This window comes from Novosphingobium sp. BL-S-33, assembly GCF_056857025.1.
Window position 1 is genome coordinate 1812849 of the sequence record NZ_CM166474.1, and the last position, 21600, is coordinate 1834448.

Here is a 21600-nt window from a genome sequence, read left to right on the forward strand (position 1 = left end):
GGGGGTGGTGGCTCTCCCCAATCACAGGGCTCGTCAAATCCACACCGCTCGTTCCACCCACACCGCTCATCCCACCCACGCCGCTCGTCCTGAGCTTGTCGAAGGACGGATGCCTTGAGCGACGCTTACGACGCCATCATCCTCGGTGCCGGTGCCGCCGGACTGTTCTGCGCCGCCACCGCCGGTCAGCGCGGCAAGCGCGTGCTGCTGCTCGACCATGCGGACCAGCCGGGCAAGAAGATCCTGATCTCCGGCGGCGGACGCTGCAACTTCACCAACGTCGATACCGCGCCCGATCGCTACCTCTCCGGCAATCCGCACTTCGCCAAGTCGGCGCTGAGCCGCTACACCGCCGCCGATTTCCTCGCGCTGGTGGAATCCTACGACATCGCCTGGCACGAAAAGACGCTGGGCCAGCTGTTCTGCGACGGATCGGCCAAGCAGATCGTGGCGATGCTGCTGGAAGAATGCGCCAAGGGCGGCGTCACGCTGAATTGCGGCGATGCGCTGGGCGAGATCGACCACGCCGACGGCCTCTACCGCGTCGCCTACGGCAATCGCATCGCCACGGCCCCCGCGCTGGTGATCGCGACCGGCGGCCCGTCGATCCCGAAAATGGGTGCGACCAGCTTCGCCTACGACCTTGCGCGCAAGTTCGGCCTCAAGATCGTGCAGCCGCGCCCCGCGCTGGTGCCGCTGACGCTGCCGGGCGACGAGGCGCTGTTCCGCGACCTTTCGGGCGTTTCGACCGAAGTGATTACCCGCATAGAGGGCAAGGCAGGCGGCAAGGCGGCCTTCCGTGAGGCGGCGCTGTTTACTCATCGCGGGCTGTCCGGCCCGGCGATCCTCCAGATTTCCAGCTACTGGCAGCGCGGGCAGACGGTGACGACGCAGTTCCTGCCGGACCGCGCCGAAGGCTGGCTCAAGGACGCCAAGCGCGAGCGCCCGCGCGCCACTTTGCGCAAGGTTCTGGGCGAGGGCTTGCCCGAACGTCTGGCCGAAGTGCTGTGCGAAAGGCTGGGGCTCTCCGGCGAACTCGGCATGATGTCGGACAAGGCGCTGACTGCGGCGGAGACGAAGCTGGCGCGCTGGCCGTTCGTGCCTGACGGTTCCGAAGGCTTCGCCAAGGCTGAGGTGACGGCGGGTGGCATCGACACCGGTGCGCTTTCGTCCAAGACCATGGAAGCGCGGAAAGTCCCGAGTCTCTATGCGATCGGCGAGGCGGTGGATGTGACCGGCTGGCTGGGCGGCTACAACTTCCAATGGGCCTGGGCGAGCGCGCGGGCGGCGGGACTGGCGATTTCGGCGGAAGCGTAGGCGGCGTGCCTGCATGAAGGGATTTCCGACCGTCCCCGATACGCGGGCTCTTGCGGACGCAACGTTCTAGAGTCGTTCAGATTCCCGATGCGATGAGGTGATTGCTTTCACGTTCAGGGCCAGGGGGGTGGGAATGAAGATGATTGTCATTGCGGCCTTGGCCGCGATCGGATCGTCGCTGGGGGCGTCTGCCGACGTGAGTGATATAGACGGTGTTATCCGGAACCTCGACCTGACCACGTTCCCGAATTCGACCGGATCGAGGCGGATGCCCGGCAAGACTTCGTTTGCCGACTATGGTTTTTTCGCCGCCGCGAAAACGGCGAACGGCGCGAATCTGATCCGCAAGAATGATGGCCGGTCGAAGAGTTTTGTCGTCATTTCAGACGGCCCAAAATACATGCGGCTGTGTTTTCACGACAGGTTCGTGGTGATGCCCGGCAGCGCGTTGCCACTTAAATACAATACGACCTCGGCTTTGCTTGTGACGAAATCGAGGCAAGGCAAGTGGCCTGCACAACTGGTTCGCGGGGGTTTCCTGAACTGTCGCAATGCTCCGGAGGCAACTTGAGCGAGTGAGCCGATGCAATGGTCGATTGGAAAGGTTCCAAAACACTCGTCATCCTGAACTTGTTTCAGGATCCATGTTGCCGCCTGCGCTGTGCTTCGATCAGCAACTCGCAATCGCCGCGCTCTTCGCGCTGCCGTCCGAGGCAGACCGCCAAATGGATCCTGAAACAAGTTCAGGATGACGTGGAGCGGGATGAGGTCTCGTGTCTGCCACCGGGCGCACTCGGCTCAACCTAACTCCCTCAATCCCGCTCAGGCTGAGCCTGTCGAAGCCCCCGGCGGCGTGGTGGGAGGCTTCCATCCTTCGACAAGCTCAAGATGAGCGGGGGAAGTCAAAGACTCGCCCGAAAACCCGCGCTAACCCACATAAAACTGCGGAAACCGCGTTTTCAAAGCCGCCACTTTGGGTGCATCCCAGCGCTGGATATAGCCGTTGCCGGGATTGCGGCGCATGAAGTCCTGATGCCAGGATTCGGCGGGAAAGAAGGCCCCGTTCTCGATCTTCGTGGCGATCGGCTTGTCGAAGCTATGGGCCTTGCCAAGCGCGGCAATATAGGCGGCGGCGAGTTGGCGCTGGGCGTCGTTTTGCGGGAAGATCGCCGAGCGGTAGCTGGGACCGCGATCGGGGTACTGGCCGTTTACTTGCGTGGGATCGTGCGCCACGCCGAAGTAGACCTGCAAGAGCTGGCCGTATGTGATCTTGGCCGGGTCGTAGACGATCCGCACTGCCTCGGCATGGCCGGTGGTTTCGGAGGACACCGCGTCGTAATTCGCCTTGGCGCGGTCTCCGCCGGCATAGCCCGAAGTCACCGAGACAACCCCGCGCACGTGCTCGAAAACGCCTTCCATGCCCCAGAAGCACCCGCCCGCAAGCACGGCCACCTGCCGGCCCGTGGGCTTGACGGTTTCCGGCGGCGGCGCGGGCAGGGCGGCGGCTTGCGCGGACTCTGAGCGCGGCAGCGTCAGGGTAAGCGCGGTTCCGGCAATTCCGGCCGCGACCATGACGGCCAGGGGGACAGGACGGATCGGCATCGCGGCAACTCCCGTGTCACTCGTAGTCGGGAGTTCGTCGCGGGCCGCCCAGCGGTTACATAAGTGTGGTTACATAAATTCTCAGAGCGTCATCAGGATGTCCCGGCGATTGCTGCCGGTCCAGTCCAGCGTGGCTTCGAGCAGGGCAATCGTCACGGCGCAGCGGTGGGCATCGCTGCCCTTGCCGTTGAGCGCGGCGATCACGTCGTTCTGGCCCAGTTTCGTTGACTTGAGGATCTTGCCGATCAGCTCACCCGGAATCATCGCGCTGTGCTGTCCGTCCGGCTTGGGCATGCCGAGCGCGTGCTGTTCCACCAAACGCGCGGCGAAGGCCCGCTCTTTCGCGCGCTGCTCGGGGGAGAGCGGCAGGGTACCGTCCAGCCAGCCGGAATCGCTCATTTGCCTGCAGGCGTGAGCGCTCTGCTCGCGGGCGGCCTGCAACTGGACGAGGCGCAGCTGCATCGCCGTTTCGAACAGCTCACCCGAAAGCTTGCGGCCGTTGAGGTAGCTGCGCATCCGCACGAGGGTCACGGCCTTGTCGATCATCGCGCCGCGATCGGTGCCCGCGTGCACGCCCATCAGCGTGTTGGAGGTGAGCGTCTGGGCCAGATCGGGCTGGTTCTTCCACAGCCAGCTGGCATCGCGGCCTTGCCCGAATGCCTCGACGACCGAGGCCTGGACCACGTCAGAGACTTCGCCGCTCTGCGGGGCCTGCATCTCGCTGGCGGGGGCATCATGCGTCGGATGCGGGGACGGGTTGGAGCTGTCGGCGATGGCGACGACGATGGCAAAGGCCAGGATGCCCAGCAGCACCAGCAGCCCCGTCAGCAAACGATTGCCGCTCTCCCACGAGGCGACGCGTTCGGGCGCGAAGTGCGATTCCAGTTCGGGGAAATGCTTGCGCACGCCGCGCAGCAGGGCATCGACATCGCTTTGCGCCGGGCCGCCCAGCATGCGGAAGGGGCCAGCCTTGCCGGGCTTTACAAGCTCGTTCCACGCCTTGTGGAAGCGGTGGTCGGGCTGGAGCACGTTCTGCTGGAAACGATAGCCGCGCAGGCGCGCGCCAAGGAACTGGACCGCCGGGCGCGCATCGTGGGCGCTCCATTCGCGTTCCCATCCGAACGCCTGATTGGCATCCTCCAGCAAGGGCGCGGAGCGCGGCCAGCCGCGTGCGAGGATCTCGGCCAGCCAGTCCTCGATCTGCTGCTGGCGCGAGACGTGGGCCTGCGTCGCTTCGTCAAGGATCGCGCGCAAGGCACGGGTCGCTTGCCGGGTTTCGGTTTCGGACAGCGGTTCGCCGGAATTGTCCCGCTCGGGATCGAGCAGGATGGTCAGCCGCTCGGCCGGGGTTTCGCCGGGGCGCAGGCCAAGCGCGTCGTCGCCGACGAAACTGCCCGAAAGCAGCGGGGCCGTGAAAGGGTCGATGGTGGTCAGCGGAATGCCCGCGCCGGTAACACCGCCTTGCTCGGTATCGCGCGCGGCGGCGGCGGCCCAGGCCATGCGTTCGAGCATGGTCGAAGCGTCGAGTTCGCCCGGCTTGGTCGACAGCGATTGGGTGGCCAGAGGACGGGCGGCGGGGTCGGCGAACTCATCCCATGCGCCGGGCAGCGCGGGCGCGGCGAAGGTCCAGCGCGGGGCGGCAGGTTCGGGGCGCTCGGTGGCGTTCGGGACATCCTCGGTGCCGTCAAGGACCGGGTCGGACGCGCTGCTATCCGGCGTCTCGCTCATGACACGGGCAAGGCGCAAGGCAAGGTCGCGGGCCTGCCGCAACTGGGCATAGCCGGACACGTCGTTGTCGACATCCATGGCCTTGAGCCGCTCGGCATAGGCCTTGCGGATGACGGAGGCCTCTGCGGTAGGCTCGATGCCCAGCAGCGACCAGGGATGGCGGTCCTGCGATGACGCGTCGCTCATAACGGACCCACGCTTTCGATCTCGTCGAGCCGGGTCGCCAGCATGGTGCGGGCGTCGGTGATCCGGCGCGGATCCTGGCTGTCGAGCGCGCCGGCGAACTGCGTGATCCAGTGGCCGATCATCTGGCGAAGGTCGCCGATATGGTCCTCATAGCAGCGTTCGGCGCGGGCCATCAGCGCGACGTGGAGCGCCTCCTCGCGCGGATGGTGCTTGAGCCGGGCCAGCGCGCCGCGGCGCTGGTCCAGCTCCTTGCGGTCCGGCCGGTCTTCCTCGTCCACGATCACGAGATTGCGCGAGGCGCCGTTCTCGGGAACGTGGACATCGATCTCCAGCAGGCCCGAACTGTCGTAGGAAAAGCGCACCTCCACCGAGATTTCGCCCGCCGCGCGGGGCGGCACCGGTACCGTCATGTCGCCCAGCTTGACGTTGCCGCGCACTTCGCGGGCCTCACCCTGATAGATTCCGAATTCCAGCTTCTTCTGGTTGTCGGACAGCGTTGAATAGGTGTTCACGCGGGAGACCGGAACGGCCGTGTTGCGCTCGATGATCGGCGAGAACAGACCGCGCTGGAGGCCGCCGTAACCGTCGCGCTCGGCCACTTCGATGCCCAGAGTGAAGGGGCAGACATCGGTAATGCGGATCTCGTCCAGCGCGGCATCGCGACCGGCGAGCCCGGCCTGAATCGCCGCGCCGAGCGCCACCGCATGGTCGGGGTGGACCGAGGAATTGGGGAAGCGGCCGAACAGCCGCGTGATCGCGCGGCGCACCACCGGCATGCGGGTGGCGCCGCCCACCAGCACCACGTCGGAAAGCTCGGCGGCATCGATGGCGCAATCCCGCAGGGCCCGCACCACAGGTTCGCGCAAGCGCCGCAGCAGCGGTTCGCAAGCGGCTTCGAATTCGGTTTCGGAGACGGTCGCGGCCAGGCGGGTCTCGTCAATCACCACGGCGAATTCGGCCTCGGCGATGGTCGAGAGCGTGCGGCGGCAGGCTTCGGCGGCGCGCTTCAGCAGGGCTTCGCGGCGCTCGGCGGGGAGGGCGGAGAGCTTCCGCTCGGGATCGATCCGGGGCGACATCAGGGCGGCCAGCGCATCGTCGAAATCGTCGCCGCCCAGCCGGTTATCGCCTGCCGAGGCGCGGACTTCGACGATGCCCTCGAACATCTCTACGACCGAGACGTCGAAAGTGCCGCCGCCCAGATCGAACACCAGGAAGGCCTCGCGGTCGCCCTTGTCCTGAAGGCCGAATGCGAGCGCGGCGGCGGTGGGTTCGTTGATCAGGCGGCGCACGGAAAGGCCAGCCAGCTCGCCCGCGCGGCGCGTGGCCTTGCGCTGGCGGTCGTTGAAGTAGGCGGGGACCGTGATGACTGCCTCGGTCGGCCTCTCGCCGGTCAGTGCCTCGACATCCTTGACCAGCGCTTCCAACACCAGCGCCGAGAGGTCTTCGGCCCCGTATTCCTTGCCGCCGAGCTTGGCATTGGCGACCGTGCCCATGCGGCGCTTGAAGCTGGTGGCGGTATCTTCGGGATGGGTCGCCAGACGGTCGAGCGCGGCGCGGCCGATCCAGACGCGACCGTCGCGCGCGATGCTGACCGCCGAGGGTGTGAGCAGATCGCCCAGCGCATTGGGCACGAGCTGGGCCGCGCCGTCCCGCCAGATCGCCACTGCACTGTTGGTCGTCCCGAGATCGATGCCGATCAGCATTGTGCCTCGCCGCCAAGGTCCCGAGTCACGCCCGTCCTTCCCCCGTATTCATTCGTCAAAAACGCATCTGTTCGTCGAAAGCGGCCGCCAAGCCGCACCCGGCATCGCCGGCCTTCGAAGCGGTGCTTAACGGCAAGGAAGGATGATCGAAAGCGCGAAGTGGCGTGATGTGCGGATCCGTTCGGGCATGGATCCTTTTGGCCACGGATGCCTTGCGGCAGATCCTTTAATCCAACGTGCTGGCGCGGCGGACAAGCGCGGGCGCCATGACGAGGCCGGGCGCATTCTCGCCCTCTATCCGGGCCTTCAGCCGTTCGACCATGGCGCGGGCACCGGCCGCGATTTCCTGCCGGATCGTGGTCAGCGGCGGCATCGTCTGCGCGGCGAGCGGCAGGTTATCATAGCCGATCACCTGCATGTCGCCCGGAACCGCGCGGCCGATTTCGTGAAGCGCGCGCAGGGCCGACATGGCGACGAGGTCGGTAGCGGCAACGATTCCGTCGACCGCCATGTCCATTTCCGCCAGAACGCTCCGGATCTGCGAGCCCATGTCCTCTCCCGCAAGCCCGGCGGAAAGGTGCGAGAGCGGGATACCGGCAGCCTCGGCCTCGGCGGCGGCGCCGCGAAAGCGCATGGCGATCTCCATCCCGGATGTGTCGCCGAGGAACACGAGCCTGCGCGCGCCGGCGTCGATCAGGTGGCGCGTGGCCATCCGGCCTCCGGCCTCGTTATCGGTGCCGACCACGCAGTGCGTCTGGCCGGGGCGATGGTGGCCCCACACCACCAGCGGACGGTAGTTCGCGGCAACCTGTTCGATTACGGCGAACTGGTCGGACTGGCCGATCACGATAACGCCATCGACCATGCCGGAGCTGGTCATGCGTTCCAGCCAGTCGCTTGTCCCGTCGGGGATCGCGCGGCTGAGCATGAGGTCATAGCCGCCTTCGGTCAGCTCGTCGGCCAGATAGCCGAGCAGGGTGAGGAAGAAAGGGTCGGAAACATGTTGCCGTTTCTCATGGCCGAGCGGGATGACCACGCCGATCACCCCGGTACGCCGCGAGCGGAGGCGGCTGGCCATCTGGTTGGGCCGGAAACCATGTTGACGGGCAATGGCGCGGATGCGCTCGCGCGTCTCTGCGTTAACCAAAGACTTGCCGGCCAGCGCGCGTGAGACGGTGCCTGCGGAGACCCCGGCAAGGCGCGCGATATCGGCGAGCGTGCGCACTTCGCCCGCCGCAATTCCGGCTTCCGCCCGTAGCTTTTCGTGGTTGCGTTTTCCGGTCATGGCCCCCCCGTCCGTCGTCGCGGCATTAACAGTATGAAACGCCACGAGGAAGCGGCTTGTGGGGAACTGCGGCCCGGCGATCCGGCATGGCTTCCGGCGGATTTGTGGCAGGCGGAAACGTCGTCTCGGCCCCTGCCGAAGGCCCGGATCCGGCCCTGTTCAGGGCATTTTGCGAATTCCCGAACGGCCTCGCTCCAGAGGGGAAGGGCGGCGTTGACCTCCAGCGCGGCATTGGCGTTGCGATTAAAATATTGAAAAGCTGCGAGTTAAGTCCTCGGCGGCGCCGACGGAAGGAAATCGACATGCCGAGTTCGCAACCTGGCATCGGCGCCCGCGCCGTTTCAGGGGTCACGCACGCTTGCGGCAGGGGCGAGCGAGTGGCAGGGACGCGGGCATGAACAGCATTGCCGGCATCGAACTGGGCGGTACCAAGACCGTGGTCGTGCGCGGACGTCCCGGCGCCATTGCGGCGCGTGAGGAATTTCCGACCACCACGCCTGAGGAAACACTCTCGCGGGCCATCGCGACGATCCGTGGCTGGCGGGAATCGGCGTCGATGGACGCCATTGGCGTGGCCAGTTTCGGGCCGATCCGTGTTGAACGGACGGCGCCCGATTTCGGGATCATGCTCGATACGCCAAAGCCCGGCTGGGCCGGGGCGGATGTTGCCGGTACGCTGGCGGCGGCGCTGGACCTCCCGCTCGGCCTCGATACCGACGTCAACGCTGCTGCGCTGGCAGAGCACCGCTTCGGCGCGGCGCGCGACTGCCCGACTTCGGCCTATATCACTGTCGGTACGGGCGTTGGCGTCGGCGTGGTGGTGAATGGGGCGGCGGTGCACGGTCTCATGCACCCGGAAGTCGGCCACGTGCGCCTGCGCCGCGCGGCGGACGACCATTTCGCCGGGGCCTGCCCGTTCCACGGTGACTGCATCGAAGGGCTGCTCAGCGGCCCGGCGCTGGCGGCGCGCTTCGGCCGCCATCCGGCCACGGTGGCGCCCGGCGATCCGGCGTGGGATCCCGTCGCTCGGGACCTTGCGGAGCTGCTCGCCATGCTGCTGCTGACACTTTCGGCGCAGCGGATCGTGGTTGGCGGCGGCGTTTCCAACCGGCAACCGCATCTCCTGCCCGCCGCGATTGCGCGGATGCCGGACCTGCTCGGCGGTTACTTGCGCGACTGCACGCCCGAGGCCCTGACGCGGATCTGTGTTCCGCCGGTTCTGGGCGACGATGCCGGGCCGATGGGTGCTCTGGTGGTTGGCGCAGGAAGGCTCTAATCCGCCGAAACCGTATTCAGAGGGCAGCCAAATGCCCCGCAGTGCAAATTATGCAATTTCGTCTCGTTAAACGATTGTTGCGCGTCAACGAAACCTCGTTACAACCCTGAGTCACGTTCACGGGCTCGAGCCGGTCGTCCGTGGCGCGCGATGGTGCATTGCATCGTTGAAATGGCTCGACCTTTCTCCGGCGGAAATTCCGGAAGGAAGGTGGATGCCGGAACTCATGACCGGCCCTATATTGTCGAAGGCAGGCGCTGCGCGCCTCATCGGGCGCAAGCGCTGCAAGCCTTTTGGATTGCGGGAGTGAGTCATGAGCGCAGACGGAGTGAAGGTCGCAGCAAAAGCCCGGTCGGACGAAGGACCGGGGGGAGCGGCGCTTCAAGCGGCGATCGTCTCGCGCATTCGCGACTCGCTGCTGCCTATCGAGGCTGCCGAACAGGATCTGGAATGGATCGACGGCGCCGCAGGCGTCCTTCTGGCCACTGCCGCCCGGCGCAAGCCCGGCACGGCGGTGATCGAATTGGCCTCCACCAGCGACGACCGACGCTATTTGCGCATCGCGCTCATCAACGACGACATGCCGTTCCTGGTCGACTCGGTCGCCTCCGCGATTGCCGACGCGGGGCTGGTGATCGACCGTCTTGCCCACCCGGTGGTGCTGGTCGAGCGTGACGAGGAGGGCAGCCTGATCGCGCTGCCCGAGCCCGGAACCGAAGGCTTTTCGCGCGAATCGATGATCTATATCGAGACCGAGCGCGTCGATGCCCGCCAGCGCGGCGAACTCCATCGTCAGCTTGCGGAAACACTGGAAGACGTGCGCGCTGCGGTCACCGACTGGCCGCAGATGGTGGCGACGATGACCGCCGATTCCGTGCAGGTGAGCGATGCCGAAGGCGCCGAGCTGCTGCGCTGGTTCGCGGGCGGCATGCTGACCCAGCTGGGCCATGTGACGCACCGCCGCGATGGCACCGATTCCGACTTGCTCGGCGTCTGCCGCCGGGGCCAGCCCGACCTGCTGTCCGAAGCCAGCTACCAGCGCGCGTTCGAGGACTTCGACCGCCAGCTTGCCGATAACGACGTGCGCGCGCCGATGGTCATCAAGGCCAACCGCATCGCGACCGTCCACCGCCGCGTGCCGATGGACCTGTTCCTGGTGCCGGTGATCGAGGACGGCAAGGTCTCCGCGCTTTCGGTCCACGCCGGGATCTGGACGAGCGCTTCGCTTGCCGCCACGCCCGACCGGGTGCCACGCCTGCGCACGCTGCTGGCAGGGCTCGGTTCCAAGCTCGGGCTCGATCCCAATGGCCATACCGGCAAGGCGCTTGCCCATGCGCTCACCAGCCTGCCGCATGACCTCGTGCTTGGGCTTGCCGAGGATGACGTGGAGCGGTTGGCAACGACGATGGGCGGCCTTGTCGACCGTCCGCGCCCGCGCCTGATCGTCACCAGCGCGCCCCTGTCGCGCCATCTTTTCGCCTTCGTGTGGATCACCCGCGACACGCTCTCCACCCAGATGCGCAAGCGTATCCAGACCCTGATCGAAGAGGCCGCGCAGGCGCCGACGCTCGATTGGGCGCTGACGGTCGAGGCCGGCAATCTGGTGATGATGCGCTACACGCTCGACATTCGCGACGGCGCGCAGGAACTGGACGAGACCGCGCTCGACAACCGCCTGCAAGTCATGCTGCGCGGCTGGGGCGAGGCGGTGGAGGCCGCGCTGGGCCAGACGCTGGAACCGGCACGTGCCGCTGCGATTGCCGCGCGCTATGCCGATGCCTTCCCGCTCGCCTATCGCAGCGACTACGGCCCTGCCGAAGCCGCGATCGACATCGCGCATATGCGCCGGATTGTCATCGGCGAAGCGGCCGAGGGCGAGCGCTTCCAGGGCCACCGCGATGTGCGCCTCTATGCGCATGAGGGCGACGGAGACGGGAATCTCCGGCTCAAGATCTACCAGGCGGAGGGCAGTCTCCAGCTCTCCGACGCCGTGCCCGCGCTGGAAAACTTCGGCTTCCGCGTGATCTCGGAAATGCCGACGCCGCTGGAGAAGGGCCGGATCGGCACGATCCACGATTTCACGCTGGCGCTGCCCGCCGGGCGCGAAGCCCATCAGGTGCTGGCGCTCTCGGCGATGATCGAGGATGCACTGGGCGGCGTGCTCAACGGGCTTGGAGAGGACGATCCGTTCAACCGCCTCGTTCCCTGCCTTGGCCTTTCCAAACGCGAGGCGAACTGGCTGCGCGCGTGGTATCGTTATCTGCGTCAGGCGGGCTCCAACTTCGGCATTACCACGGTGGTCGATGCCTTGCAGGCCGCGCCGCAAGTGACGCTGGGCCTGATCGACCTGTTCCGCGCGATCCACGATCCGGCGTTCACCGGTGACCGCGCCGTCGCTCGGGCCGCTGCGCAGGACGCCATCCGTGCCGGTCTGGCCGGGGTCAGCGCGATCAACGACGACCGCCTGCTGCGCGCCTATCGCGATCTTGTGAGCGCCATGCTGCGCACCAATGCCTTCGCGCCGGCGGGCCAGTTGGCACTCGCGTTCAAGTTCGATTCCGCCCAGGTGCCCGGCCTGCCCAAGCCACTGCCGTGGCGCGAGATTTTCGTCTATTCGCGCCGGGTTGAGGGCATCCACTTGCGCGCCGGCCCGGTTGCGCGCGGCGGGTTGCGCTGGTCCGACCGCCGCGACGACTACCGCACCGAAATCCTCGGCCTGATGAAGGCGCAGCGCGTGAAGAACGCGGTGATCGTGCCGACCGGCGCCAAGGGCGGCTTCTATCCCAAGCAGCTTCCCGACCCCGCGCTGGACCGCACCGGCTGGGCGGCCGAGGGGCAGGCGAGCTACGAGATTTTCATCGCCACGCTGCTCTCGATCACCGACAACATCGTCGGCACTTCGGTCGTCCATCCGCACGACGTGGTGATCCTTGATGGCGAGGATCCGTACTTCGTGGTCGCCGCCGACAAGGGCACCGCCAAGTTCTCGGACGTCGCCAACGGCATCGCCGAATCCCACGATTTCTGGCTCGACGATGCTTTCGCCAGTGGCGGCTCGAACGGCTACGACCACAAGGCGATGGGCATCACGGCGAAGGGCGCATGGCTCTCCGTCCAGCGCCACTTCCTGGAAATGGGCGTGGACGTGCAGAGCGATCCGGTGCGCGTGGTCGGCTGCGGCGACATGTCGGGCGACGTGTTCGGCAACGGCATGTTGCTGTCGCAGGCGCTGAAGCTGGTGGCGGCCTTCGACCACCGGCACATCTTCCTCGATCCCGATCCCGATGCGGGCAAGAGCTGGGCCGAACGCAAGCGCATGTTCGATCTGCCGCATTCGAGCTGGGACGATTACGACAAGGCGCTGATTTCCAAGGGCGGCGGCGTATTCTCGCGCAAGTCCAAGTCGATCCCGCTCACGCCCGAAGTGCGGGCCGTGCTGGGCATCGAAGCCAGCGAGATCGATCCGGACTCGCTGATTTCCGCCATTCTCGGCGCGCCGGTTGACCTGCTGTGGTTCGGCGGCATCGGCACGTATGTGAAGGCGTCGAGCGAGAACAACGTGCAGGTGGGCGATCCCACCAACGATTCGCTGCGTGTCAGTGCCAACGAACTGCGCGTGCGGGTGATCGGCGAGGGCGCCAATCTCGGCGTCACACAGGCCGCGCGTATCGAGTTTGCCGCGCGTGGCGGGCGTATCAATGCCGACTTCATCGACAATTCGGCGGGCGTCGACTGCTCGGACAACGAGGTCAACATCAAGATCGCGCTGGCCGCTGCCAAGCGCGCGGACAAGCTGTCCGAGGAAGGCCGCGTCGAACTGCTGCGCCAGATGACCGACGAGGTTGCCGAACTGGTGCTGGAGGACAACCGCCTTCAGGCTCTGGCGCTCTCGATTGCCGAACGCGGCGGCGCGGCGGCCATTCCGGCACAGGTCCGCCTGATCGAGACGTTGGAAGAGGGCGGCAATCTGGATCGCCGGACCGAAGGCCTTGCCGACAACGAGGCGCTTGCCCGGCGGGCACAGGACGGTCGCGGATTGACCCGGCCCGAACTGGCCGTGCTGCTCTCCAGCGGCAAGCTGGTCCTGCAGGACGCCATCGAGAAGAGCGACCTTGCCGCCGATCCCAGCCTTCAGCCGCTGCTGCTCGCCTCGTTCCCGCAGCCGATGCAGGCGCGCTTTGCCGGCTGCATCGAGGGCCACCGACTGGCGCCGCAGATCATTGCCACCAAGCTGGCGAACCGCATCGTCAACCGGCTGGGCATCGTCCATCCCTTCGAACTGGCCGAAGAGGAAGGCGCGGAACTGGCGCAAGTCGCGGCGGCCTTCGCGCTGGCCGTGCAACTGTTCGATCTCGACACGCTGTGGGACTGGCTCGAAAACGCGCCGATGAGCGAGAACGCGCGCCTTGCCCTGTTCGACAAGGCGGCGGGTGCGGTGCGCAGCCACATGGCCGACCTGCTGCGCGCGGGTGCCGGACGCAGCGCGCCTTCCGAAGTGATCGCGCGGATCGGCGGGCAGGTAGCGGCGCTGTCGGTCGATATCGAGGAACTGCTGGGCGAACGCGTGGCGCAGCATTCGCAGAAGCTGCGCCGGGGTCTGCTGGAACTCGGCGCGCCCGAGGAAGAGGCGGCGATGGTGGCCAATCTCTACGACCTTGATGGTGCTGTCGGCATTGCCGACCTTGCGGCAGAGACTGGGCTCGATCCGCGCCGGCTTGTCGGGGCCTTCTCGCGCGTGGGCGCGGGGCTGGGGCTCGACTGGGCGCAGTCCAATGCGGCGACGATGAACCCGTCCGATCCGTGGGAGCGCTTGCTGGTCGCGGGTCTTGCGCGGGACTTCCAGCAGATGCGGTTGGACTTCCTCAAGACGCTGGCGCGGACCGAAACCGGCAGGGCCGATCCTGCCGCCGCCGCAGAGGAATGGGGCCGCACGCACACCGCCGCGATCCGTACGTTCCGGGGCATGGTGCACCGCGCGGAGAATACCGTGCCGCTGACCCCGGCGATGCTGGCACAGATCGCCAGTCAGGCGCGCAATCTGTTGGGCCGGTGAGGCGGTAAACTCCTCCCCTGCAAGGGGAGGTGGCAGCGCGTAGCGCTGACGGAGGGGTGTCTCGGTTTCCGCCGTGCACTACTGAGAGGCTGACACCCCTCCACCACCCTCCGGGCGGTCCCCCTCCCCTTGCAGGGGAGGATTGGGGCGCTCAATCCTGCGGCGGCGCCACCCGGCGCGCCACGGTGCGGGCGATTGTCGGCCCCAGCAGCAGGATCGCGAACATCCGCATCGTCTGCATGGCCATCACGAAGCCCATGTCCACCGGCGAGTTGGCGGCGATGATGGCGATCGAGTCCATCCCGCCCGGGCTCGTCGCGAGATAGGCGGTGGCGATGCTGACATGGGCGATCCGGGTCAGCAGCAGGCCGAGCAGGAAACACGCCGTCATCATCGCCGCGATCGAGACGACCACGGCGGGAAAGGCCTTGCGGGCGCGCTCCACGGTCTCGCGGGTGAAGCGCATGCCGATGCCCCAGCCGACGATCACATAGGCCGTCGCCAGAAGCAGGCGCGGCAGCTCGAAGCCGGCCATCAGTCCCGACATTTGCAGCACGGTGCCCACGATCATCGGACCGAGCATGTTGGGCGCGGGCAGGCGCACCAGTCTGCCGCCCACGGCGCCGATCGCCGCCACCGCCAGCGTCATCGCCAGACCGGCAAGATTGACCGGCGCCAGCCAGTCCGGCCGGACATCGGCGGCGTGACCGCTGCCGGTCGCGAAGACCATTGCCAGCGTTGAGGCGCCGATGGCGACCATCAGCACGCGCAAATAGGTCATGAAGGCGACAAGGCGGTAATCCTCGCCATAATCGCGCGCCATCAGCACCATGGCCGTGGCCAATCCCGGTGCCGAGCCCCAGATTGCCACCGCGCCGGGCAGGATTTTCAGCCGCGCCAGCAGCAGCCCGGTTCCGAAAGCGACGACCAGCGTGGCGACCGAGACGAATACGAAGATCGGCCATTCCCGCAGGACCTGCGGCAGCATGTCCGGCCCCAGCGAGGAGGCGATAAGGCACCCGATCAGCGCCTGAGAGGCACTGAACATGACCGGAGGCGTGGAAAGGGGCGAACCGATCAGCGCGAACACGATCGCCACCAGCATCGGCCCCAGCAACTGACCGGCAGGCAGCCCCATCATCTCCAGCACGGCCGCAGCCAGCACGGAAAGCGCGATCAGCAAGGACCAGCGCAGCGGAGCAGGAAAGTGCTGGATGTCGATCTGGGGCATCGGTGGCGGGCTCGCGTGGTGTGGATCCGGCTATGAATGCGCTGTCGTTCGCGCAAGTGAATAGACCGCATGCGGCCCTGCATTGCGCGAATTCGGCTTCATTCCAATGGCAGCGCCCGCGCTTCCTTGACCGCTTCCAGCACGATGATCGATTTCACATCACGCACGCCGGGAATGCGCAGCAGTGTCTTCAGCGTGATCTGCGAAAGATGGTCCACATTGCGCGCCACGACGTGGACAAGGTAGTCCATGTCCCCCGTCACTGCATTGCATGCGATCACGTAAGGGTGTTCGCGGATCGCCTGTTCGAAGCGGCGGATGATCTCGTCGACATGGGCGTTGAGGTTGATGAGCACATAGGCCTCCAGCTCGAAGCCCAGCTTGCGCAAGTCCAGCACCGGCGCATAGCCCCGGATCACGCCTTCATCCTCCAGTCGCTTGATGCGGCGGCTGACCGGGGTGGCGGAGAGCGCGGCGCGCTCGGCCACCTGGGCGACGGGCATGCGCGCGTCTTCCTGAAGCGATGCGATGATCTTGCGGTCGAATTCGTCCAGCTGCATGAATCACCTGTCTGTGGCGCTATTTTTGGTTGAAGTCACCAATACCACCTTGAATGGCGGGTGCAATCGCACGCATCTCTTGCGATGCCTGTGTTATCCTCGCCGGACATGAAGACGCCGTGCACCGAGACAACTACAAGCGGCCTTCGCGGAGAGTACGAAGGCGCGGCTGACGACTACACGGTCGGCCAGCACTGGCACGCCTATACCCCCGAAATGCACGACCGCTGGCGCCGCCTCCACGCGCGCCAGTCGGCGCTTGTCGAGACCCACGCCTGCGCGGCATTCCGCGAAGGTCTGGCCCGGCTGGACTGTGCCGACGGCATCCCGCGTTTCGAGGATGCCAATGCCGTGCTCGGCCCGGCGACCGGCTGGCAGCTTGTCGGCGTGCCCGGTTTCATTCCCGACGCGGTGTTCTTCGACCATCTCGCCCACCGCCGCTTCCCGGTCACCCGCTGGCTGCGCGAGGAGCACGAGCTGGACTATCTGGTCGAGCCCGACGTGTTCCACGATTTCTTCGGGCACGTGCCGATGCTGCTCGATCCCACTATCGCCGATTTCCTCGAACTCTACGGCAAGGCCGGGGCGCGGGCGATGGCGATGGACGCGCTGCCGATGCTGGCGCGGATCTACTGGTACACCATCGAGTTCGGCCTCGTGCGCGAGCCTGAGGGGCTGCGCGTGTTCGGGGCGGGGATCATCTCCTCCTCGGGCGAGACGCAGTTCTCGCTGGAAGACCGCGAGGTCCTGCGCCTGCCGTTCGATCCGGTGCGGGTGATGCGCACGGGCTATACGATCGACAGCTTCCAGAAGGGCTATTTCGTTCTCGAAAGCCTGCCCCAGCTGATCGAGGACCTTGTCGGGCTGGACTTCGGCCCGGTCTACGAACGCTGGCGCCATGAGGCGCCGATCCCCGCCGGCGCGCTGCTGGCCGACGAAACCCCCTTCGGAGAAACGATCGCATGACCGACCTGTTCGAAAACCCCATCGGCCTCGACGGGTTCGAGTTCGTCGAATTCTCGGCACCGGAAAAGGGCATTCTCGAACCGGTGTTCGAGACGATGGGCTTCACCAAAGTCGCGCGTCACCGCTCGAAGGATGTGGAGCTGTGGCGTCAGGGCCAGATCAACTTCATCACCAATTACGAGCCGCAGAGCCCGGCGTGGTTCTTCAGCCGCGAGCACGGCCCCTCCGCCTGCGGCATGGGCTTCCGCGTCAAGGACGCGCGCGCGGCCTATGCCGAACTGCTCGCCCGTTCGGCCGAGCCGATTCAGGTCGCGACCGGCCCGATGGAACTGCACCTTCCGGGCATTCGCGGCATCGGCAATTCGATCATCTACCTGATCGACCGTTATGAGCGGGACGGTGATGGTGCACTGACCATCTACGACATCGACTTCGAATACCTGCCGGGCGTCGATCGCCATCCGGTGGGCGCGGGCTTCGACCTGATCGATCACCTGACCCACAACGTCTACGGCGGTCGCATGGCCTATTGGGCGGATTACTACGAGAAGCTGTTCAACTTCCGCGAGATCCGCTTCTTCGACATCAAGGGCGAATATACCGGCCTTACCTCCAAGGCGCTCACCGCGCCGGATGGCAAGATCCGCATCCCGCTCAATGAAGAGGCCGAGGGCGGGAAGGGGCAGATCGACGAGTTCCTGCGCGCCTTCAATGGCGAGGGTATCCAACACATCGCGCTGATCTGCGACGATCTGATCGCGGCGTGGGACAAGCTCAAGGCGCTGGGCGTGCCGTTCATGACGGCGCCGCCGGAAACCTATTACGAGATGCTCGACGAACGTCTGCCGAACCACGGCGAGCCGGCCGACCAGCTCAAGATGCGCGGTATCCTGCTCGATGGAACGACGGACGGCGGACAGCCGCGCCTGTTGCTCCAGATCTTCGCCGAGGCGCGCGTCGGGCCGGTGTTCTTCGAATTCATCCAGCGCAAGGGCGACGACGGTTTCGGGAACGGCAACTTCAAGGCGCTGTTCGAAAGCATGGAGCGGGATCAGATCCGGCGCGGGGTGCTGAAGGTTGAGGAACCGGCGGAGTAAGAATTTACTGCTGCCAACGTGTCGGGGATGACCCTTCGACAAGCTCAGGGTGAGCGGGATTTGGTTTATTGGGGTGGAAGAGAAAGGGCGGGGAGAAGGGGCGGCTTAAAACCTCCCTCCGCTCATCCTGAGCTTGTCGAAGGATCATGCCGGCTTGTCGAAGCATGAGCGGCACACCACCTCGGGAATACGGAGAGAACGGATGACTGAAATGGCCCTGCAAACCGCCCCCAAGCTCGGCGGCGTTCACCACGTGGCCTACCGCTGCCGCGACGCCAAGGAGACGGTGGATTTCTACCGCGACGTGCTCGGCATGGATTTCATGCTGGCCATCGCGGAAGATCAGGTGCCCTCCACCGGCGCGCCCGATCCGTACATGCACGTTTTCCTCGATTGCGGCGGCGGCAATGTGCTCGCGTTCTTCGAGCTGCCCAATTCCCCCGAAATGGGCCGCGACGAGGCAACGCCCGCATGGGTGCAGCACATCGCTTTCAAGGTGGAGAGCGAGGAAGGCCTGCTCGCCGCCAAGGCGCGGGTAGAGGCGCGCGGGCTCGACGTGATCGGGCCGACGCATCACGGCGTGTTCAAGTCGATCTACTTCTTCGACCCCAACGGCCACCGCCTCGAACTGGCATGGCAATTCGGCACCGCCGACCAGATGGCGAACCTCAAGTTGGTTGCCGATGACATGCTGGAAGAGTGGTCGCGCACACGCAAGGCACCGCGCCATGCGGCCTGGCTGCACGAGAAGATCGCGGCGGAATCGTAAGGCAGTGGGACCGGCGATGCGCCTTCACGGCTACTGGCGCAGTTCCACCAGCTATCGCCTGCGTATCGCCCTCAATCTCAAGGGCTTGGAATACGGGCAGGTTCCCGTGAACCTGCTCAGCGCGGAGCAGCGCTCCGGGGAATATCGCCGTCTGAACCCCTTCGGCGGTGTTCCCCTGCTGGAGGTCGACGGGCGCACCTATGTGCAGTCGATGGCGATTCTGGAATGGCTCGACGAGCGATTTCCGGATCGTCCGCTGCTCCCCCGCGATGTCGAGGACCGCTTTGCCGCGCGTGAACTGGCCATGGCCGTGGCGACCGAGCTGCATGCCCCGCTCAACTTGCCGGTGCTGCGCTATCTCAAGCACGATCTCGGCCATTCGCAGGACGAGGTGGACACGTGGTACCGCCATTGGCTGGCCCGTACGCTGGAGGGCCTCGAAGCGCGCCTGGCGCAGCGCGGGGCAGGGGACTTCCTGTTCGACGCGCCGGGGCTGTTCGAATGCGTACTGGTGCCGCAGTTCTACAACGCGCGGCGTTTCGATCTGGACTTGTCGCCCTATCCCGGCCTTGTGCGCATCGACAACGCTTGCTCCGATGTCCCGGCGTTCGCCGCCGCCCATCCGGACAACCAGCCCGACAGTCCGGCTTAACGGCAGAAACTCTTGCCATCGCCTTCCAGATGGAAGTGATTGGCGTGGGCGGCGTTATAGTCCGGCCCCAGCGTCGTGCCGAAGCGCTTGCAGGCGCTGTCGTGCGCAACGCGCAGGAAGCGGCGCTCGGCAGGGGTGCCGCCGTTCCAGTCTTCCAGCACGGTGACACGGCGGCCGTCCGCCAGCACGAATCCCGATACGTCGATAGCATTGGCGGTGGCATGGCCCGAACGGCGCGCGGTTCCGGCGATGTTGCGGCAGTTATAGCTGCCATACGTCTCGATGCTGATGATCCGGCTGCCCAGGATCTGTTGCGCCGCGCGGTCCACTCCGAAGCGGGCCCATGCGGCGAACGGCGTTGCCGTCGTGCAGGTTACCGGGCCGAGGTTGGTCACGGTGACGGTCGCGCTATCGGTGTTGAGCGCGGATAGCTTCACCGTGCCCACCGTCGAACAGCCGCTGCCGTAATAGCGATCCGTCACCGGCGAGAACACCGCGTGCTGGCTGCCCAGCGTGGCCATGCACTGCCGCGCTTCGGGGGAGGGCATCGGCGTAGCCGGCAGCGACGTCTGTTGGGGGCGCGATCCACGCCGCTCCGGCTGGTCGGACGAGCCGACGCAGCCGGCGATCACGGTGATCAGCGGCAGCGTAAGTATCAGTTTTGGGAGGGCTTTCATGGTCCCGCCTAATATCCGATCCTTTGGTGAACCCCAGATTAGCCTTGCGATGGATGCCTCTGGTATCGGGGGAGTCGAGTTTTCCACCGGCCATTGCAGGCATTGAGTGGCGGAAATTCGCGCGGGATCGCCCCGGCGTAACGATCTGGCGCAATCGGCCGGAGAATCGTTTGACAAATTTCCTGCTGTCTTTAGACGCGGCTCCGGGCCACGCGGCCCCAACGCCGCGCGAGCTCTCTGTAAGGAGAGTCAGAAATGACTGATATTATTAGCGTACCCGCGCGCAAACCTGCGCGTCCGCACTTCTCTTCCGGTCCTTGCGCCAAGCCGCCCGGATATGCCCCCGAAAAACTGAACACCGAAGCTCTCGGCCGCTCGCACCGCGCCAAGATCGGCAAGACGCGCCTTGCGTACTGCATCGATCTGATGCGCGAAGTTCTGCAGCTACCCGACACGCATCGCATCGGTATCGTCCCCGGTTCGGACACCGGCGCCTTCGAGATGGCCATGTGGACCATGCTCGGCGCCCGCGGCGTGACCGCGCTGGCCTGGGAAAGCTTCGGTGAGGGCTGGGTTACCGACGCCGTCAAGCAGCTCAAGCTGGAACCCACCGTGTTCCGCGCCGACTACGGCCACCTGCCCGACCTCGACAAGATCGACTGGTCCGACGACGTGCTCTTCACCTGGAACGGCACCACTTCGGGCGTGCGCGTTCCGGACGCCAACTGGATCCCGGCAGACCGTGAAGGCCTGTCCTTCGCAGACGCCACTTCGGCGGTTTTCGCCTACGACATCGACTGGTCCAAGATCGACGTTGCCACTTTCTCCTGGCAGAAGGTTCTGGGCGGCGAGGGCGGCCACGGCGTGCTGATCCTCGGCCCCCGCGCGGTCGAGCGTCTTGAGAACTACACCCCGGCATGGCCGCTTCCCAAGGTGTTCCGCCTTGTGTCGAAGGGCAAGCTGGCAGAGGGCGTGTTCAAGGGCGAAACCATCAACACCCCCTCGATGCTCGCCGTCGAGGACGCCATCTTCGCTCTGGAATGGGCCAAGGGTCTGGGCGGTCTCGAAGGGCTGAAGGCCCGTTCGAACGCCAATGCTCACGCGCTGGACAAGATCGTTGCCGAGCGTGACTGGCTTTCGCACCTCGCGATCGATAGCGGCACGCGCTCCAAGACCTCGGTCTGCCTCTCGGTCGAGGGCGCCGATGCCGACTTCATCAAGAAGTTTGCCGGCCTGCTCGAAAAGGAAGGCGCGGCTTACGACGTCGCCGGATATCGCGATGCCCCTCCGGGCCTGCGCATCTGGTGCGGCGCGACCGTAGACACGGCCGACATCGAGGCGCTGGGACCGTGGCTCGATTGGGCCTACGCCACCGTCAAGGCCGGCTGAGCCAGACTGTAATCCGATAAATGGCGTCGCCCCCGCGCAGGCGGGGGCCCCGCTTTCCTTCCTTCCGCCCTACGCCCAAGCTGCGTTCGACGAGCGGACCCCCGCAAAA

General features: G+C 66.0%; 16 protein-coding genes. 9 read left to right on the forward strand and 7 right to left on the reverse strand.

The window, feature by feature from the left end; genetic code table 11:
- The first annotated feature begins 114 nt into the window (after nucleotides 1–114).
- Both AC1VVM_RS08515 and AC1VVM_RS08520 read left to right on the forward strand, forming a co-directional pair.
- Complete coding sequence (locus AC1VVM_RS08515; RefSeq protein WP_482903549.1) at nucleotides 115–1317, forward strand: BaiN/RdsA family NAD(P)/FAD-dependent oxidoreductase; 1203 nt, start codon at nucleotides 115–117, stop codon at nucleotides 1315–1317.
- 133 nt (nucleotides 1318–1450) lie between these two features.
- Complete coding sequence (locus AC1VVM_RS08520; RefSeq protein ID WP_482903550.1) at nucleotides 1451–1888, forward strand: hypothetical protein; 438 nt, start codon at nucleotides 1451–1453, stop codon at nucleotides 1886–1888.
- A gap of 356 nt (nucleotides 1889–2244) precedes the next feature.
- On the opposite strand, the gene msrA is transcribed toward AC1VVM_RS08520, so the two are convergent.
- From msrA to AC1VVM_RS08540, 4 genes are all read right to left on the reverse strand, one after another.
- Nucleotides 2245–2919, reverse strand: coding sequence for a peptide-methionine (S)-S-oxide reductase MsrA (gene msrA, locus AC1VVM_RS08525; RefSeq protein ID WP_482903551.1), 675 nt, complete (start codon nucleotides 2917–2919; stop codon nucleotides 2245–2247).
- A gap of 81 nt (nucleotides 2920–3000) precedes the next feature.
- Nucleotides 3001–4833, reverse strand: a complete 1833-nt coding sequence (locus AC1VVM_RS08530) for a hypothetical protein (RefSeq protein ID WP_482903552.1) — start codon at nucleotides 4831–4833, stop codon at nucleotides 3001–3003.
- The gene (locus tag AC1VVM_RS08535) at nucleotides 4830–6536 is read right to left on the reverse strand and encodes an Hsp70 family protein (RefSeq protein ID WP_482903553.1); all 1707 of its coding nucleotides are present in this window, start codon (nucleotides 6534–6536) and stop codon (nucleotides 4830–4832) included. The genes AC1VVM_RS08530 and AC1VVM_RS08535 overlap by 4 nt, the downstream gene beginning before the upstream one ends.
- 226 nt (nucleotides 6537–6762) lie before the next feature.
- Complete coding sequence (locus AC1VVM_RS08540) at nucleotides 6763–7821, reverse strand: LacI family DNA-binding transcriptional regulator (RefSeq protein ID WP_482903554.1); 1059 nt, start codon at nucleotides 7819–7821, stop codon at nucleotides 6763–6765.
- A gap of 394 nt (nucleotides 7822–8215) precedes the next feature.
- On the opposite strand from AC1VVM_RS08540, the gene AC1VVM_RS08545 reads away from it, so the two are divergent.
- Nucleotides 8216–9097, forward strand: a complete 882-nt coding sequence (locus AC1VVM_RS08545; protein WP_482903555.1) for an ROK family protein — start codon at nucleotides 8216–8218, stop codon at nucleotides 9095–9097.
- 313 nt (nucleotides 9098–9410) lie between these two features.
- Nucleotides 9411–14150, forward strand: a complete 4740-nt coding sequence (locus tag AC1VVM_RS08550; protein ID WP_482903556.1) for an NAD-glutamate dehydrogenase domain-containing protein — start codon at nucleotides 9411–9413, stop codon at nucleotides 14148–14150.
- Nucleotides 14151–14301: 151 nt separating this feature from the next.
- Here the strand turns inward: AC1VVM_RS08550 and AC1VVM_RS08555 are convergent, their stop codons facing one another.
- Both AC1VVM_RS08555 and AC1VVM_RS08560 read right to left on the reverse strand, forming a co-directional pair.
- A complete protein-coding gene (locus tag AC1VVM_RS08555; RefSeq protein WP_482903557.1) occupies nucleotides 14302–15381 on the reverse strand; it encodes an AbrB family transcriptional regulator in 1080 nt (359 codons plus the stop codon).
- Between the two features lie 98 nt (nucleotides 15382–15479).
- Nucleotides 15480–15941 carry an Lrp/AsnC family transcriptional regulator gene (locus AC1VVM_RS08560; RefSeq protein ID WP_132389450.1) on the reverse strand — a complete coding sequence of 154 codons (462 nt, stop codon included), beginning with the start codon at nucleotides 15939–15941 and terminating at the stop codon, nucleotides 15480–15482.
- A 108-nt stretch (nucleotides 15942–16049) separates the two neighbouring features.
- Here AC1VVM_RS08560 and phhA point away from each other — a divergent pair, with 108 nt between their 5' ends.
- From phhA to maiA, 4 genes are all read left to right on the forward strand, one after another.
- A complete protein-coding gene (gene phhA, locus AC1VVM_RS08565) occupies nucleotides 16050–16907 on the forward strand; it encodes a phenylalanine 4-monooxygenase (protein WP_482905178.1) in 858 nt (285 codons plus the stop codon).
- Entirely contained in the window at nucleotides 16904–18004 is a 1101-nt protein-coding gene (gene hppD / locus AC1VVM_RS08570) for a 4-hydroxyphenylpyruvate dioxygenase (protein WP_482903558.1), read from the forward strand. The genes phhA and hppD overlap by 4 nt, the downstream gene beginning before the upstream one ends.
- A 202-nt stretch (nucleotides 18005–18206) precedes the next feature.
- Complete coding sequence (locus AC1VVM_RS08575) at nucleotides 18207–18773, forward strand: VOC family protein (protein ID WP_482956317.1); 567 nt, start codon at nucleotides 18207–18209, stop codon at nucleotides 18771–18773.
- A 16-nt stretch (nucleotides 18774–18789) separates the two neighbouring features.
- On the forward strand, nucleotides 18790–19425 hold the full coding sequence (gene maiA / locus AC1VVM_RS08580) for a maleylacetoacetate isomerase (protein WP_482903560.1): 636 nt from the start codon (nucleotides 18790–18792) through the stop codon (nucleotides 19423–19425).
- On the opposite strand, the gene AC1VVM_RS08585 is transcribed toward maiA, so the two are convergent.
- Entirely contained in the window at nucleotides 19422–20102 is a 681-nt protein-coding gene (locus tag AC1VVM_RS08585; RefSeq protein WP_482903561.1) for an extensin-like domain-containing protein, read from the reverse strand. The two genes, maiA and AC1VVM_RS08585, sit on opposite strands and share 4 nt — an antisense overlap.
- 255 nt (nucleotides 20103–20357) lie before the next feature.
- Between AC1VVM_RS08585 and AC1VVM_RS08590 the strand changes: the two genes are divergently transcribed.
- Nucleotides 20358–21491 carry a phosphoserine transaminase gene (locus AC1VVM_RS08590; RefSeq protein ID WP_482956318.1) on the forward strand — a complete coding sequence of 378 codons (1134 nt, stop codon included), beginning with the start codon at nucleotides 20358–20360 and terminating at the stop codon, nucleotides 21489–21491.
- The last annotated feature ends 109 nt before the right edge of the window (nucleotides 21492–21600 follow it).

Coding starts and splice junctions, on each gene's coding strand:
- AC1VVM_RS08520 (WP_482903550.1), top strand. CDS start 1,451: ATGAAGATGATTGTCATTGCGGCCTTGGCCGCGATCGGATCGTCGCTG.
- msrA (WP_482903551.1), bottom strand. CDS start 2,919: ATGCCGATCCGTCCTGTCCCCCTGGCCGTCATGGTCGCGGCCGGAATT.
- AC1VVM_RS08530 (WP_482903552.1), bottom strand. CDS start 4,833: ATGAGCGACGCGTCATCGCAGGACCGCCATCCCTGGTCGCTGCTGGGC.
- AC1VVM_RS08535 (WP_482903553.1), bottom strand. CDS start 6,536: ATGCTGATCGGCATCGATCTCGGGACGACCAACAGTGCAGTGGCGATC.
- AC1VVM_RS08540 (WP_482903554.1), bottom strand. CDS start 7,821: ATGACCGGAAAACGCAACCACGAAAAGCTACGGGCGGAAGCCGGAATT.
- AC1VVM_RS08545 (WP_482903555.1), top strand. CDS start 8,216: ATGAACAGCATTGCCGGCATCGAACTGGGCGGTACCAAGACCGTGGTC.
- AC1VVM_RS08550 (WP_482903556.1), top strand. CDS start 9,411: ATGAGCGCAGACGGAGTGAAGGTCGCAGCAAAAGCCCGGTCGGACGAA.
- AC1VVM_RS08555 (WP_482903557.1), bottom strand. CDS start 15,381: ATGCCCCAGATCGACATCCAGCACTTTCCTGCTCCGCTGCGCTGGTCC.
- AC1VVM_RS08560 (WP_132389450.1), bottom strand. CDS start 15,941: ATGCAGCTGGACGAATTCGACCGCAAGATCATCGCATCGCTTCAGGAA.
- phhA (WP_482905178.1), top strand. CDS start 16,050: ATGAAGACGCCGTGCACCGAGACAACTACAAGCGGCCTTCGCGGAGAG.
- hppD (WP_482903558.1), top strand. CDS start 16,904: ATGACCGACCTGTTCGAAAACCCCATCGGCCTCGACGGGTTCGAGTTC.
- AC1VVM_RS08575 (WP_482956317.1), top strand. CDS start 18,207: ATGACTGAAATGGCCCTGCAAACCGCCCCCAAGCTCGGCGGCGTTCAC.
- maiA (WP_482903560.1), top strand. CDS start 18,790: ATGCGCCTTCACGGCTACTGGCGCAGTTCCACCAGCTATCGCCTGCGT.
- AC1VVM_RS08585 (WP_482903561.1), bottom strand. CDS start 20,102: ATGAAAGCCCTCCCAAAACTGATACTTACGCTGCCGCTGATCACCGTG.
- AC1VVM_RS08590 (WP_482956318.1), top strand. CDS start 20,358: ATGACTGATATTATTAGCGTACCCGCGCGCAAACCTGCGCGTCCGCAC.